Below are 16023 nucleotides of genomic sequence, written 5' to 3'. Positions count from 1 at the left end.
TAGTGATGCTGAGAGCTAGTGTTAAGGACTAAATGTAAATCGTATTAATTTTAAATTGAATGAATGACATCTCTTACTATTAAAATGAGTGCACAATTTTTGTGAAATAGGGTGGTAACGCGGCAAATGTCGTCCCTATGTAAATAGAATAGTTAGAGGTGTCTTTTTTATTGAATAGGAGGAAATGTGTTGAATTACAACCACAATCAAATTGAAAAGAAATGGCAAGACTATTGGGACGAAAATAAAACATTTAAAACAAATGATAACTTAGGTCAAAAGAAATTTTATGCTTTAGACATGTTTCCATATCCATCAGGTGCTGGTTTACATGTTGGACATCCTGAGGGCTATACAGCAACAGATATCATTTCAAGATATAAAAGAATGCAAGGATATAATGTATTACATCCGATGGGGTGGGATGCATTCGGATTACCAGCAGAGCAATATGCTTTAGACACTGGCAACGACCCACGTGAATTTACAAAGAAAAATATCCAAACTTTTAAACGACAAATTAAAGAATTAGGGTTCAGTTATGATTGGGATCGTGAAGTTAATACAACAGATCCAGAATACTATAAATGGACACAGTGGATTTTCATACAGTTATATAACAAAGGTTTAGCATACGTTGATGAAGTTGCAGTTAACTGGTGTCCAGCATTAGGCACTGTTTTATCTAACGAAGAAGTGATTGATGGTGTCTCTGAACGTGGTGGACATCCAGTTTATCGTAAGCCGATGAAACAATGGGTACTTAAAATCACAGAATATGCAGATCAATTATTAGCAGATTTAGATGATTTAGATTGGCCTGAATCTTTAAAAGATATGCAGCGCAATTGGATTGGACGTTCTGAAGGGGCCAAAGTTTCATTTGATGTAGATAATACGGAAGGAAAAGTAGAAGTATTTACGACTAGACCAGATACAATCTATGGTGCATCATTCTTAGTCTTAAGTCCTGAACATGCATTAGTTAATTCAATTACAACTGATGAATATAAAGAAAAAGTAAAAGCTTATCAAACAGAAGCTTCTAAAAAGTCGGATTTAGAACGTACAGATTTAGCAAAAGATAAATCAGGTGTGTTTACTGGTGCATATGCAATTAATCCTTTATCTGGTGAAAAAGTACAAATTTGGATTGCTGATTATGTATTATCAACATATGGTACTGGAGCAATTATGGCAGTACCAGCGCATGATGACAGAGATTATGAATTTGCTAAAAAGTTTGATTTGCCAATCATTGAAGTCATCGAAGGTGGAAATGTTGAAGAAGCAGCATACACTGGTGAAGGTAAACATATTAATTCTGGTGAACTTGATGGTTTAGAAAATGAAGCGGCAATTACTAAAGCTATTCAATTATTAGAGCAAAAAGGTGCTGGCGAAAAGAAAGTTAATTACAAATTAAGAGATTGGTTATTCAGTCGTCAGCGTTATTGGGGCGAACCAATTCCTGTCATTCATTGGGAAGATGGAACAATGACAACTGTTCCTGAAGAAGAGCTACCATTGTTGTTACCTGAAACAGATGAAATCAAGCCATCAGGGACTGGTGAGTCTCCACTAGCTAATATTGATTCATTTGTAAATGTTGTAGATGAAAAAACAGGTATGAAAGGACGTCGTGAAACAAATACAATGCCACAATGGGCAGGTAGTTGTTGGTATTATTTACGTTACATCGATCCTAAAAATGAAAATATGTTAGCAGATCCTGAAAAATTAAAACATTGGTTACCTGTTGATTTATATATCGGTGGAGTAGAACATGCGGTTCTTCACTTATTATATGCAAGATTTTGGCATAAAGTCCTTTATGATTTGGGTATCGTACCTACTAAAGAACCTTTCCAAAAATTATTTAACCAAGGTATGATTTTAGGAGAAGGTAATGAGAAGATGAGTAAATCTAAAGGAAATGTAATCAATCCTGATGATATAGTACAGTCTCATGGTGCAGATACTTTACGTCTTTACGAAATGTTTATGGGACCTTTAGATGCTGCAATTGCATGGAGTGAAAAAGGATTAGATGGGTCTCGTCGATTCTTAGATCGCGTATGGCGTTTAATGGTAAATGAAGATGGGACATTGAGTTCAAAAATTGTAACTACAAATAATAAATCTTTAGATAAAGTTTATAACCAAACTGTTAAAAAGGTAACAGAAGACTTTGAAACATTAGGATTTAATACTGCTATTAGTCAATTAATGGTATTTATTAATGAGTGTTATAAAGTTGATGAAGTTTATAAACCTTACATTGAAGGCTTCGTTAAAATGTTAGCACCTATTGCACCACATATCGGTGAAGAATTATGGTCAAAATTAGGACATGAAGAGTCTATTACGTACCAACCTTGGCCAACTTATGACGAAGCACTACTTGTAGATGATGAAGTAGAAATCGTTGTTCAAGTGAATGGTAAATTGAGAGCTAAAATTAAAATTGCTAAAGATACATCAAAAGAAGAAATGCAAGAAATTGCCTTATCTAATGACAATGTTAAAGCGAGTATTGAAGGTAAAGACATCATGAAAGTCATCGCTGTTCCTCAAAAATTAGTCAATATTGTAGCTAAATAATGTTTTAAGGAGGACTTTGAAATGAAGTCAATTACTACAGATGAATTAAAAAACAAACTTTTAGAATCTAAACCAGTTCAAATTGTTGATGTTCGTACTGACGAAGAAACAGCAATGGGATATATTCCTAATGCAAAGTTGATTCCAATGGATACCATTCCGGATAATTTAAATTCATTTAATAAAAATGAAATATATTATATTGTATGTGCTGGTGGAGTTCGAAGCGCTAAAGTTGTAGAATATTTAGAGGCAAATGGCATTGATGCTGTAAATGTCGAAGGCGGCATGCACGCATGGGGCGATGAAGGTTTGGAAATAAAAAGTATTTAAAGTAGTGACATAATTTAAAATAATATTACATTTGTAATGACACCAAGTAACGTTTCGGTTGCTTGGTGTTTTTTGGTATGAATTACTTTCTGTTACAAAACAATCTAAAGCGTTCTTGTTATGTTTTATTAAGATTTTAATTACAAAACGGAAACTAAATTGTAATAAAATAAAACTTTATTTTATAAAATGATGATGATAAAATTGAGTGAACTTAAAATATTGTACAAAATAATATAGCTATAAACATAATATGAGGGAGCGTATATTTTTAGCATAATTCTTAACAACACAGCAGAGAACAGACAACCAGGAGGAAAATGAAATGAATTTGTTAAAGAAAAATAAATATAGTATTAGGAAGTATAAAGTAGGCATATTCTCTACTTTAATCGGAACAGTTTTATTACTTTCAAACCCAAATGGTGCACAAGCCTTAACTACGGATAATAATGTACAAAGCGATACTAATCAAGCAACACCTGTAAATTCACAAGATAAAGATGTTGCTAATAATAGAGGTTTAGCAAATAGTGCGCAGAATACACCTAATCAATCTGCAACAACCAATCAAGCAACGAATCAAGCATTGGTTAATCATAATAATGGTAGTATAGTAAATCAAGCTACGCCAACATCAGTGCAATCAAGTACGCCTTCAGCACAAAACAATAATCATACAGATGGCAATACAACAGCAACTGAGACAGTGTCAAACGCTAATAATAATGATGCAGTGTCGAATAATACCACATTAAATGTACCAAATAAAACAAATGAAAATGGTTCAGGAGGACATCTAACTTTAAAGGAAATTCAAGAAGATGTTCGTCATTCTTCAGATAAACCAGAGCTAGTTGCAATTGCTGAACCAGCATCTAATAGACCGAAAAAGAGAAGTAGACGTGCGGCACCGGCAGATCCTAATGCAACTCCAGCAGATCCAGCGGCTGCAGCGGCAGGAAACGGTGGTGCACCAGTTGCAATTACAGCGCCATACACGCCTACAACTGATCCTAATGCCAATAATGCAGGACAAAATGCACCTAACGAAGTGCTGTCATTTGATGACAATGGTATTAGACCAAGTACCAACCGTTCTGTACCATCAGTAACAGTTGTTGATAATTTACCAGGCTTTACACTTATCAATGGTGGTAAAGTAGGTGTGTTTAGTCATGCGATGGTTAGAACAAGTATGTTTGATTCAGCTGATGCTAAGAACTATCAAGCACAAGGAAATGTAATTGCATTAGGTCGTATACATGGAACTGATACGAATGACCATGGCGATTTTAATGGTATCGAGAAAGCATTAACAGTAAATCCGAATTCTGAATTAATCTTTGAATTTAATACAATGACTACTAAAAACGGTCAAGGCGCAACAAATGTTATTATCAAAAATGCTGATACTAATGATACGATTGCTGAAAAGACTGTTGAAGGCGGTCCAACTTTGCGTTTATTTAAAGTACCTGATAATGTGAGAAATCTCAAAATTCAATTTGTACCTAAAAATGACGCAATAACAGATGCGCGTGGCATTTATCAACTAAAAGATGGTTACAAATACTATAGCTTTGTTGACTCTATCGGACTTCATTCTGGGTCACATGTTTATGTTGAAAGACGAACAATGGATCCAACAGCAACAAATAATAAAGAGTTTACTGTAACAACATCATTAAAGAATAATGGTAATTCTGGTGCTTCTCTAGATACAAATGACTTTGTATATCAAGTTCAATTACCTGAAGGTGTTGAATATGTGAACAATTCATTGACTAAAGATTTTCCAAGTAACAATTCAGGCGTTGATGTTAATGATATGAATGTTACATATGATGCAGCAAATCGTGTGATAACAATTAAAAGTACTGGAGGAGGTACAGCAAACTCTCCGGCACGACTTATGCCTGATAAAATACTCGATTTAAGATATAAATTACGTGTAAATAATGTGCCGACACCAAGAACAGTAACATTTAACGAGACATTAACGTATAAAACATATACACAAGATTTCATTAATTCAGCTGCAGAAAGTCATACTATAAATACAAATCCATATACTATCGATATCATCATGAATAAAGATGCATTACAAGCCGAAGTTGACAGACGTATTCAACAAGCTGATTATACATTTGCGTCATTAGATATCTTTAATGGTCTGAAACGACGCGCACAAACGATTTTAGATGAAAATCGTAACAATGTACCATTAAATAAAAGAGTTTCTCAAGCAGATATTGATTCATTAACTAATCAAATGCAACATACGTTAATTCGAAGTGTTGATGCTGAAAATGCAGTTAATAAAAAAGTTGACCAAATGGAAGATTTAGTTAATCAAAATGATGAATTGACAGATGAAGAAAAACAAGCAGCAATACAAGTTATCGAGGAACATAAAAATGAAATAATTGGTAATATTGGTGACCAAACGACTGATGATGGCGTTACTAGAATCAAAGATCAAGGTATACAGACCTTAAGTGGGGATACTGCAACACCGGTTGTTAAACCAAATGCTAAAAAAGCAATACGTGATAAAGCAACGAAACAAAGGGAAATTATCAATGCAACACCAGATGCTACTGAAGACGAGATTCAAGATGCAATAAATCAATTAGCTACGGATGAAACAGATGCTATTGATAATGTTACGAATGCTACTACAAATGCTGACGTTGAAACAGCTAAAAATAATGGCATCAATACTATTGGAGCAGTTGTTCCTCAAGTAACTCATAAAAAAGCTGCAAGAGATGCAATTAACCAAGCAACAGCAACGAAAAGACAACAAATAAATAGTAATAGAGAAGCAACTCAGGAAGAGAAAAATGCAGCATTGAACGAATTAACTCAAGCAACCAACCATGCTTTAGAACAAATCAATCAAGCAACAACAAATGCTGATGTTGATAACGCCAAAGGAGATGGTCTAAATGCCATTAATCCAATTGCTCCTGTAACTGTTGTTAAGCAAGCTGCAAGGGATGCTGTATCACATGATGCACAACAACATATCGCAGAGATCAATGCTAATCCTGATGCGACTCAAGAAGAAAGACAAGCAGCAATTGACAAAGTGAATGCTGCTGTAACTGCAGCAAACACAAACATTTTAAACGCTAATACCAATGCTGAAGTGGAACAAGTGAAGACAAATGCGATACAAGGAATACAAGCAATTACACCAGCTACAAAGGTAAAAACAGATGCAAAAAATGCCATTGATAAAAGTGCGGAAACGCAACATAATACGATATTTAATAATAATGATGCGACGCTCGAAGAACAACAAGCAGCACAACAATTACTTGATCAAGCTGTAGCCACAGCGAAGCAAAATATTAATGCAGCAGATACGAATCAAGAAGTTGCACAAGCAAAAGATCAGGGCACACAAAATATAGTTGTGATTCAACCGGCAACACAAGTTAAAACGGATGCTCGCAATGTTGTAAATGATAAAGCGCGAGAGGCGATAACAAATATCAATGCAACACCTGGCGCGACTCGAGAAGAGAAACAAGAAGCGATAAATCGTGTCAATACACTTAAAAATAGAGCATTAACTGATATTGGTGTGACGTCTACTACTGCGATGGTCAATAGTATTAGAGACGATGCAGTCAATCAAATCGGCGCAGTTCAACCGCATGTAACGAAGAAACAAACTGCTACAGGTGTATTAAATGATTTAGCAACTGCTAAAAAGCAAGAAATTAATCAAAACACAAATGCAACAACTGAAGAAAAGCAAGTGGCTTTAAATCAAGTGGATCAAGAGTTAGCAACGGCAATTAATAATATAAATCAAGCTGATACAAATGCGGAAGTAGATCAAGCGCAACAATTAGGTACAAAAGCAATTAATGCGATTCAGCCAAATATTGTTAAAAAACCTGCAGCATTAGCACAAATCAATCAGCATTATAATGCTAAATTAGCTGAAATCAATGCTACACCAGATGCAACGAATGATGAGAAAAATGCTGCAATCAATACTTTAAATCAAGACAGACAACAAGCTATTGAAAGTATTAAACAAGCTAACACAAATGCAGAAGTAGACCAAGCTGCGACAGTAGCAGAGAATAATATCGATGCTGTTCAAGTTGGCGTAGTAAAAAAACAAGCAGCGCGAGATAAAATCACTGCTGAAGTGGCGAAGCGTATTGAAGCGGTTAAACAAACACCTAATGCAACTGACGAAGAAAAGCAGGCTGCTGTTAATCAAATCAATCAACTTAAAGATCAAGCATTTAATCAAATTAATCAAAACCAAACAAATGATCAGGTAGACGCAACTACAAATCAAGCGGTAAATGCTATAGATAATGTTGAAGCTGAAGTAGTAATTAAACCAAAGGCAATTGCAGATATTGAAAAAGCTGTTAAAGAAAAGCAACAGCAAATTGATAATAGTCTTGATTCAACAGATAATGAGAAAGAAGTTGCTTCACAAGCATTAGCAAAAGAAAAAGAAAAAGCACTTGCAGCTATTGACCAAGCTCAAACGAATAGTCAGGTGAATCAAGCAGCAACAAATGGTGTATCAGCGATTAAAATTATTCAACCTGAAACAAAAGTTAAACCAGCTGCACGTGAAAAAATCAATCAAAAAGCGAATGAATTACGTGCTAAGATTAATCAGGATAAAGAAGCAACAGCAGAAGAAAGACAAGTAGCACTAGATAAAATCAATGAATTTGTAAATCAAGCCATGACAGATATTACGAATAATAGAACAAATCAACAAGTTGATGATACAACAAGTCAAGCGCTTGATAGCATTGCTTTAGTAGCGCCTGAACATATTGTTAGAGCAGCTGCTAGAGATGCAGTAAAGCAACAATATGAGACTAAAAAGCAAGAAATAGAGCAAGCTGAACATGCGACTGATGAAGAAAAACAAGTTGCTTTAAATCAATTAGCGAATAATGAAAAACTTGCATTACAAAACATCAATCAAGCAGTAACGAATAATGATGTGAAACGTGTTGAAACAAATGGCATTGCTACACTAAAAGGTGTACAACCTCATATTGTAATTAAGCCTGAAGCACAACAAGCAATAAAAGCAAGTGCAGAAAATCAAGTAGAATCAATAAAAGATACACCACATGCAACAGTTGATGAATTAGATGAAGCGAATCAATTAATTAGCGACACACTCAAACAAGCGCAACAAGAAATAGAAAATACAAATCAAGATGCTGCTGTTACTGATGTTAGAAATCAAACAATCAAGGCAATAGAGCAAATAAAACCTAAAGTAAGACGTAAACGAGCTGCGCTTGATAGCATTGAAGAAAATAATAAAAATCAACTCGATGCAATCCGAAATACGTTGGATACTACTCAAGATGAAAGAGATGTTGCTATTGATACTTTAAATAAAATTGTAAATACAATTAAAAATGACATTGCACAAAACAAAACGAATGCAGAAGTGGATCGAACTGAGACTGATGGCAACGACAACATCAAAGTGATTTTACCTAAAGTTCAAGTTAAACCAGCAGCGCGTCAATCTGTTGGTGTAAAAGCCGAAGCTCAAAATGCACTAATCGATCAAAGCGATTTATCAACTGAAGAAGAAAGACTAGCTGCTAAACATTTAGTAGAACAAGCACTTAATCAGGCTATTGATCAGATCAATCATGCAGATAAGACTGCCCAAGTTAATCAAGATAGTATAAATGCTCAAAATATTATTTCAAAAATTAAACCAGCGACAACAGTTAAAACAACAGCATTACAACAAATTCAAAATATCGCTACAAATAAAATTAATTTAATTAAAGCAAATAACGAAGCGACAGATGAAGAACAAAATATTGCAATTGCACAAGTTGAAAAAGAGTTAATTAAAGCTAAACAACAAATTGCTAGTGCAGTGACTAATGCTGATGTGGCATATTTATTGCATAATGAAAAAAACGAAATTCGTGAAATCGAACCTGTTATTAACAGAAAGGCGTCTGCTCGAGAACAATTGACAACATTATTCAACGATAAAAAACAAGCAATTGAAGCGAATATTCAAGCAACGGTAGAAGAAAGAAATAGTATATTAGCACAGTTACAAAATATTTATGACACTGCTATTGGACAAATTGATCAAGATCGTAGCAATGCACAAGTTGATAAAACAGCATCATTAAATCTACAAACAATACATGATTTAGATGTACATCCTATTAAAAAGCCAGATGCTGAAAAAACGATTAATGATGATCTTGCACGCGTCACTGCTTTAGTGCAAAATTATCGAAAAGTAAGTGATCGTAATAAGGCTGATGCATTAAAAGCTATAACTGCTTTAAAATTACAAATGGATGAAGAATTAAAAACAGCACGCACTAATGCTGATGTTGATGCAGTTTTAAAACGATTTAATGTTGCATTAAGCGATATAGAAGCAGTAATTACTGAAAAAGAAAATAGCTTACTGCGCATTGATAACATTGCTCAACAAACATATGCGAAATTCAAAGCGATCGCAACACCAGAACAATTAGCTAAAGTAAAAGTATTAATTGATCAATATGTTGCAGATGGCAATAGAATGATTGATGAAGATGCGACATTAAATGACATCAAACAACACACGCAATTCATTGTTGATGAAATTTTAGCAATTAAATTACCAGCTGAAGCGACGAAAGTATCACCAAAAGAAATTCAGCCAGCTCCAAAAGTTTGTACGCCTATTAAAAAAGAAGAGACACATGAATCGCGCAAAGTTGAAAAAGAACTTCCAAATACAGGTTCTGAAGGAATGGATTTACCATTGAAAGAATTTGCACTGATTACAGGTGCGGCTTTGTTAGCTAGAAGACGTACTAAAAACGAAAAAGAATCATAATTAACGAAATGACCTTAATATAACGACACTTTTTAGTGACTCAGTTATATTAAGGTCATTTTTATTTGAATGAAAAAGTTGATCTACTAAAGAGAATCGAACCAAATTTTATACTATTATTCCATTGATGCATGTGAGTAATGTCCGGCATATAATCCAGCGACATGTCCTGTTACGAGTGCACTTGTAATATTATAACCACCAGTATAACCATGTATATCTAATACTTCACCACATAAAAATAATCCCGGAACTAATTTAGACATCATTGTTTTAGGTTGAATTTCTTTAAGTGACACACCACCACCTGTGACAAATGCCTTATCTATAGGTAATGTCCCGTTCACCTTAAATACAAACCCTTTAAACATATTTACTAAGTCGTTCAATTGTTGATTTGATAAGTGATGTGATGTGGTATTTTCATCGATTCCTGCTTGTTCCAGCATGAACAGTAAGTAGCGCTCTTCAATTAGACCATGCAAACTGTTTTTAATGATTTTATCTGGTGTGTCCGATAATAATGATGTGATGTGTTGTTTTAATTGTTCATGGTTTAATTCAGGAAATGCATCGATTGCCATAGAAATGTGCTGTGTCTTTTGATTTTTTTGTTCTTTATAAACAAACTGACTACATCTTAATGCAGCTGGACCACTGATACCAAAATGAGTAAATAACATATCCATTTGATGACTGATGCGTTTTTTACCATTTTTCTTAAGTACTGACAATTCAACATCTTTTAAACTTAAACCTTTTAGACGATTGGATTTGATGAAAGGTTCAGCTGATGTAATTGGAACTTCGGTCGGGAATAACTCAGTAATGGTATGACCTAAATCTTGTGCGAACTTATAACCATCACCAGTTGAACCAGTTTGAGGGACACTTGTACCACCTGTAGCAATCACTAGCGAATGGCTTTCATAACTATTATTTTGAGTATGTACAGTGAAAGTTTGGTCTGTATTAACTTCGATTCTACTAACAGCTTCTTCTTCTTTAATCGTTACATGTTGGCGTTCGATAGTTGTCACTAATGTATCAACCACGTCTTGTGCTTTGTTGGAAACTGGAAACATACGCCCGTGATCTTCTTCTTTTAATTTAACACCCCTAGACTCAAAAAAATCTATGATGGATTCATTATCAAAAATTGAAAAGGGACTATATAAAAATTTCCCATTTCCAGGAATGTTCTTAATAATTTCAGCATATGGTAATCGATTAGTTACGTTACATCTACCGCCACCAGATATTTTGAGTTTACGACCTAGACCTTTCTTTTTTTCAATGAGTAACACACTGCTACTTTGTTCGCTTGCAGCTACTGCCGCCATTAAGCCGCTAGGTCCGCCTCCGATAATAATTGTTTGATACATATACGCTTCCTCCAAATTTGTTACTGGACATTCAATTGCTATTTTATAGTACTTTTTTAAACTTTGCTATATCTCTTGTGTTATGAGATGACAATTATGTTGAATATATTTATAATGTGAACTTCATAAAAAATGAAGATGTATGTGTATGATAAGAATGATTTTTCTACTGTTATGCGATGTTCATCTCAAATAGTAGTATAATGTTTATATGAAATTTCGTAATATTCTAATCAAAATCTAGTATTCAATGACAATGTGTTGATAATTTTGTTATGATAATTCATTGAATATACGACAATGAAATAAAGTTTTGTGATATATTCATAATAATGAAAAATGATTTTACAGAGAAACAGCTTTTAGTTTACAAAACTTTAATAAACATGAGATAGGGAGATTCGTAATGAGTGAAAGTAAAGAAATGGTGCGTGGAACCTTTTTAATTACCATTAGTATATTAATTACCAAGGTATTGGGCGTACTTTTTATCATTCCATTCAACTATTTAATTGGTGGACAAGAAAATATGGCGCCGTTCACATACGCTTATGCACCATATAATATTGCAATTGCAGTTGCGACAGCAGGTGTACCATTAGCAGCTTCGAAATATGTTGCGAAATATAATGCTATTGGGGCATATAAAGTAAGTCAGAAATTTTATAAATCGAGTTTTATTGTAATGAGTATTACCGGTGTTTTAGGTTTCTTGGTACTGTATTTCTTAGCACCTTATATTTCTGAATTAACATTAGCTAGAAACATTCATGATAAAAACGGTTGGTCAGTCGATGATATTACTTGGATTATAAGAATCATTAGTATGGTTGTTATCTTTATTCCTGTATTAGCGACATGGAGAGGGATATTCCAAGGTTATAAATCTATGGGGCCAACAGCAGTGTCAGAAGTAACTGAGCAAATTGCACGCGTGATTTTCATATTAATCGGAAGTTATTTAGTACTAAATGTCTTTGATGGCTCTATTTTATTAGCCAATGGTATTGCTACTTTTGCAGCAGCAGTTGGTGCGATTATTGGTATATTCACACTCTGGTATTACTGGAGAAAGCGTAAGCATAATATTGATCGTATGGTCGAATCTGATTACACAGATATAGATGTGTCATATGGCAAGATGTATAAAGAAATTATTGCTTATAGTATACCGTTCGTTATTGTAAGTTTGAATTATCCATTATTTAACTTAGTAGATCAATTTACACATAACGGTGCTTTATCTTTAGTTGGTATACCTTCACAGTTACAAGATATATTCTTTAATATGCTAAATATGTCAACTAATAAAATTGTAATGATTCCGACATCATTAAGTGCTGGTTTTGCAGTGAGTTTAATTCCTTATATTACAAAAACATTTGCAGAAGGTCGCTTACATGAAATGCATCATCAAATTAGAACATCTATTGGTGTATTAATGTTTATAACTGTTCCAGCTAGTATTGGAATTATGGCCTTGGCACAACCATTATTCACAGTTTTCTATGGTTACGATCCAATTGTTTTAGGTCATGACCCTAACCATGATGGTAGTCGCTTATTATTCTATTATGCGCCTGTAGCAATACTAATTTCACTATTAAGTGTAACGGCATCAATGTTACAAGGTATAGATAAACAGAAATTAACAGTTTATGTTATTTTAGCTTCTGTAGTTATCAAGTTAGCGTTAAACTATCCATTAATTATGTTATTCCATACACCTGGTGCAATTTTAAGTACTAGTATCGCATTATTATTTGCAATTGGATGTAATTTCTATATTCTTAAAAAATATGCGAAGTTTAAATTCAGCTATAGTTGGATTCATTTTGCAAAAATATTCTTGTATTCATTTATTATGATGCTAGGTGTAGAATTAGTATTCTTCCTTGCAAATCTATTCTTAGAACCTACTAAACTTGGTTACTTAATCATTATTATTTTAGGTGTTACAGTAGGTATTCTAATTTACGGTACAATCACAATTAAAACGCGTCTTGCGGACGAATTCTTAGGTGAAATTCCTGAAAAATTAAGACGTAGAGTTAGGTTTTTACGATGAGAATAGATAAATTTTTAGCAAATATGGGCGTTGGTACACGTAATGAGGTCAAACAGTTACTTAAAAAAGGCCTTGTAAATGTCAACGAACAAGTAATTAAATCACCAAAAACACATATAGAACCAGAAAACGATAAGATAACAGTTCGTGGAGAATTAATAGAATACATTGAAAATGTCTATATTATGTTAAATAAGCCAAAAGGTTATATATCAGCAACTGAAGATCATCATTCAAAAACCGTTATTGATTTAATACCTGAATACCAACATCTAAATATTTTTCCGGTTGGTCGTCTTGATAAAGATACAGAAGGGCTTTTATTGATAACGAATGATGGTGATTTTAATCATGAATTAATGAGTCCAAACAAACATGTTTCTAAAAAATATGAAGTTATTTCAGCAAATCCTATCACTGAAGACGACATTCAAGCTTTTAAAGAGGGTGTAACACTGTCTGATGGCAAGGTTAAGCCTGCAATTTTAACTTATATTGATAATCAAACGTCACACGTAACAATTTATGAAGGAAAATATCATCAAGTTAAACGAATGTTTCATAGCATTCAAAATGAGGTATTACATTTAAGACGTATCAAAATTGCTGATTTAGAATTGGACAGCAATCTAGATTCAGGAGAATATCGTTTATTAACTGAAAATGATTTTGACAAATTAAATTATAAATAAAAGGGAGACGATTGATATGGCAAAAGGTAATTTATTTAAAGCGATTTTAGGTATAGGTGGCGCTGTAGCAGCTGTACTTGTTACACGTAAAGATAGTCGTGACAAGCTGAAAGCAGAATATAATAAATATAAACAAGATCCTCAAAGCTATAAAGATAATGCTAAGGATAAAGCGACGCAATTAGGAACAATTGCTAATGAAACAATTAAAGAAGTAAAAACAAATCCGAAAGAATATGCTAATAGATTAAAAAATAATCCAAAAGCATTTTTCGAAGAAGAAAAATCAAAATTTACCGAATATGACAATAAGACTGACGAAAGTATTGAAAAAGGTAAATTTGATGATGAAGGTGGCGCAGCACCAAATAATAATTTACGTATCGTCACTGAAGAAGATTTAAAAAAGAATAAAAATGCATTATCTGATAAAGAATAAGGCATACAATTAATAAGTTGGTATTGAACTGGCATATTAAATTAAATTAATACAGAAAAGGAACAAAGCAGCTATTTATGATTTGTGTCATATCGATAGCATCGTTTTGTTCCTTTTTATTATTTTCTGACATCTTATTGTAGTTTTTATATCATTTCATGTAAAATAGAATTTAACTTATAGAAAAAAGGAAGTCGATTTCGAATGTGGAAAGAAAAAGTTCAACAATACGAAGATCAAATCATTAATGACTTAAAAGGATTATTAGCAATTGAAAGTGTGAGAGATGATGCAAAAGCATCAGAAGACGCACCAGTTGGTCCAGGTCCTCGTAAGGCATTAGACTACATGTATGAAATTGCACATAGAGATGGATTTACAACACATGATGTGGATCATATTGCAGGAAGAATTGAGGCAGGTAAAGGAAGTGACGTATTAGGTATCTTATGTCATGTTGACGTTGTTCCTGCTGGTGATGGATGGGATAGTAATCCGTTCGAGCCGGTTGTAACAGAAGATGCTATCATAGCTAGAGGTACACTTGATGACAAAGGTCCAACAATTGCTGCTTATTATGCAATTAAGATATTAGAAGATATGAATGTGGATTGGAAGAAACGTATTCATATGATTATTGGTACGGATGAAGAATCTGATTGGAAATGTACGGATCGCTATTTTAAAACAGAAGAAATGCCAACATTAGGTTTTGCACCAGATGCAGAATTTCCGTGTATTCATGGTGAAAAAGGCATTACAACATTTGACTTAGTTCAAAATAAGCTTGCTGAAGATCAAGATGAACCTGATTATGAATTAATAACTTTTAAATCTGGTGAACGTTACAACATGGTGCCTGATCATGCAGAAGCAAGAGTGCTTGTTAAAGAAAATATGACAGATGTTATTCAAGACTTTGAGTACTTTTTAGAACAAAATCATTTACAAGGTGATAGTACTGTTGATAGTGGCATTCTAGTTTTAACAGTTGAAGGTAAAGCGGTTCATGGTATGGATCCATCTATCGGTGTGAATGCGGGTCTTTACTTACTAAAATTCTTAGCATCATTAAATCTTGATAATAATGCACAAGCGTTTGTAGCATTTAGTAATCGCTACTTATTTAATTCAGATTTTGGTGAAAAGATGGGAATGAAATTCCATACAGATGTCATGGGTGACGTGACAACTAACATTGGTGTTATTACATATGATAATGAAAACGCAGGTCTTTTCGGTATCAACTTACGCTACCCAGAAGGATTTGAATTTGAAAAAGCTATGGATCGTTTTGCAAATGAGATTCAACAATATGGCTTTGAAGTGAAATTAGGTAAAGTCCAACCACCACATTATGTTGATAAAAATGATCCTTTTGTACAAAAGTTAGTTACTGCATATAGAAATCAAACAAATGATATGACTGAACCTTATACTATAGGTGGCGGTACTTATGCGAGAAACTTAGACAAGGGTGTAGCATTTGGCGCAATGTTTAGTGATTCTGAAGATTTAATGCATCAGAAAAATGAATATATCACTAAAAAACAGTTATTTAACGCAACTAGTATTTACTTAGAAGCAATTTATTCATTATGCGTGGAGGAATAATA

At 33.6% G+C, this 16023-nt stretch carries 8 protein-coding genes; 7 read left to right on the top strand and 1 reads right to left on the bottom strand.

Annotated elements, in window-relative coordinates; genetic code table 11:
• Positions 1–186 precede the first annotated feature (186 nt).
• From leuS to sasC, 3 genes are all read left to right on the top strand, one after another.
• Positions 187–2604: a leucine--tRNA ligase gene (leuS, locus tag IDG64_RS04990; RefSeq protein WP_001557386.1), complete on the top strand. Its 2418-nt coding sequence runs from the start codon at positions 187–189 to the stop codon at positions 2602–2604.
• Positions 2605–2625: 21 nt separating this feature from the next.
• Complete coding sequence (locus IDG64_RS04985) at positions 2626–2937, top strand: rhodanese-like domain-containing protein (RefSeq protein ID WP_000836465.1); 312 nt, start codon at positions 2626–2628, stop codon at positions 2935–2937.
• A gap of 325 nt (positions 2938–3262) precedes the next feature.
• Positions 3263–9823, top strand: a complete 6561-nt coding sequence (gene sasC / locus IDG64_RS04980; protein ID WP_001050536.1) for an LPXTG-anchored aggregation protein SasC — start codon at positions 3263–3265, stop codon at positions 9821–9823.
• Between the two features lie 116 nt (positions 9824–9939).
• Here the strand turns inward: sasC and IDG64_RS04975 are convergent, their stop codons facing one another.
• Entirely contained in the window at positions 9940–11208 is a 1269-nt protein-coding gene (locus IDG64_RS04975) for a BaiN/RdsA family NAD(P)/FAD-dependent oxidoreductase (protein ID WP_000285019.1), read from the bottom strand.
• 406 nt (positions 11209–11614) lie between these two features.
• Between IDG64_RS04975 and IDG64_RS04970 the strand changes: the two genes are divergently transcribed.
• The 4 genes from IDG64_RS04970 (at position 11615) to sapep (ending at position 16021) form a co-directional block, all read left to right on the top strand.
• Complete coding sequence (locus IDG64_RS04970; RefSeq protein WP_000004335.1) at positions 11615–13276, top strand: putative polysaccharide biosynthesis protein; 1662 nt, start codon at positions 11615–11617, stop codon at positions 13274–13276.
• Positions 13273–13968, top strand: coding sequence for a pseudouridine synthase (locus tag IDG64_RS04965; protein WP_001217124.1), 696 nt, complete (start codon positions 13273–13275; stop codon positions 13966–13968). The genes IDG64_RS04970 and IDG64_RS04965 overlap by 4 nt, the downstream gene beginning before the upstream one ends.
• 16 nt (positions 13969–13984) lie before the next feature.
• A complete protein-coding gene (locus tag IDG64_RS04960) occupies positions 13985–14407 on the top strand; it encodes a YtxH domain-containing protein (protein WP_001051856.1) in 423 nt (140 codons plus the stop codon).
• A gap of 204 nt (positions 14408–14611) precedes the next feature.
• Complete coding sequence (gene sapep / locus IDG64_RS04955) at positions 14612–16021, top strand: Mn(2+)-dependent dipeptidase Sapep (RefSeq protein WP_000265422.1); 1410 nt, start codon at positions 14612–14614, stop codon at positions 16019–16021.
• The last annotated feature ends 2 nt before the right edge of the window (positions 16022–16023 follow it).

The sequence above is a fragment of the Staphylococcus sp. EG-SA-15 genome (assembly GCF_017151895.1).
In the GTDB taxonomy this organism is placed as follows: domain Bacteria; phylum Bacillota; class Bacilli; order Staphylococcales; family Staphylococcaceae; genus Staphylococcus; species Staphylococcus aureus.
Note: the sequence above shows the minus strand (reverse complement) of the source record. Positions and strands in the feature narration are given on the sequence as shown.

Coding starts and splice junctions, on each gene's coding strand:
- IDG64_RS04985 (WP_000836465.1), top strand. CDS start 2,626: ATGAAGTCAATTACTACAGATGAATTAAAAAACAAACTTTTAGAATCT.
- sasC (WP_001050536.1), top strand. CDS start 3,263: ATGAATTTGTTAAAGAAAAATAAATATAGTATTAGGAAGTATAAAGTA.
- IDG64_RS04975 (WP_000285019.1), bottom strand. CDS start 11,208: ATGTATCAAACAATTATTATCGGAGGCGGACCTAGCGGCTTAATGGCG.
- IDG64_RS04970 (WP_000004335.1), top strand. CDS start 11,615: ATGAGTGAAAGTAAAGAAATGGTGCGTGGAACCTTTTTAATTACCATT.
- IDG64_RS04965 (WP_001217124.1), top strand. CDS start 13,273: ATGAGAATAGATAAATTTTTAGCAAATATGGGCGTTGGTACACGTAAT.
- IDG64_RS04960 (WP_001051856.1), top strand. CDS start 13,985: ATGGCAAAAGGTAATTTATTTAAAGCGATTTTAGGTATAGGTGGCGCT.
- sapep (WP_000265422.1), top strand. CDS start 14,612: ATGTGGAAAGAAAAAGTTCAACAATACGAAGATCAAATCATTAATGAC.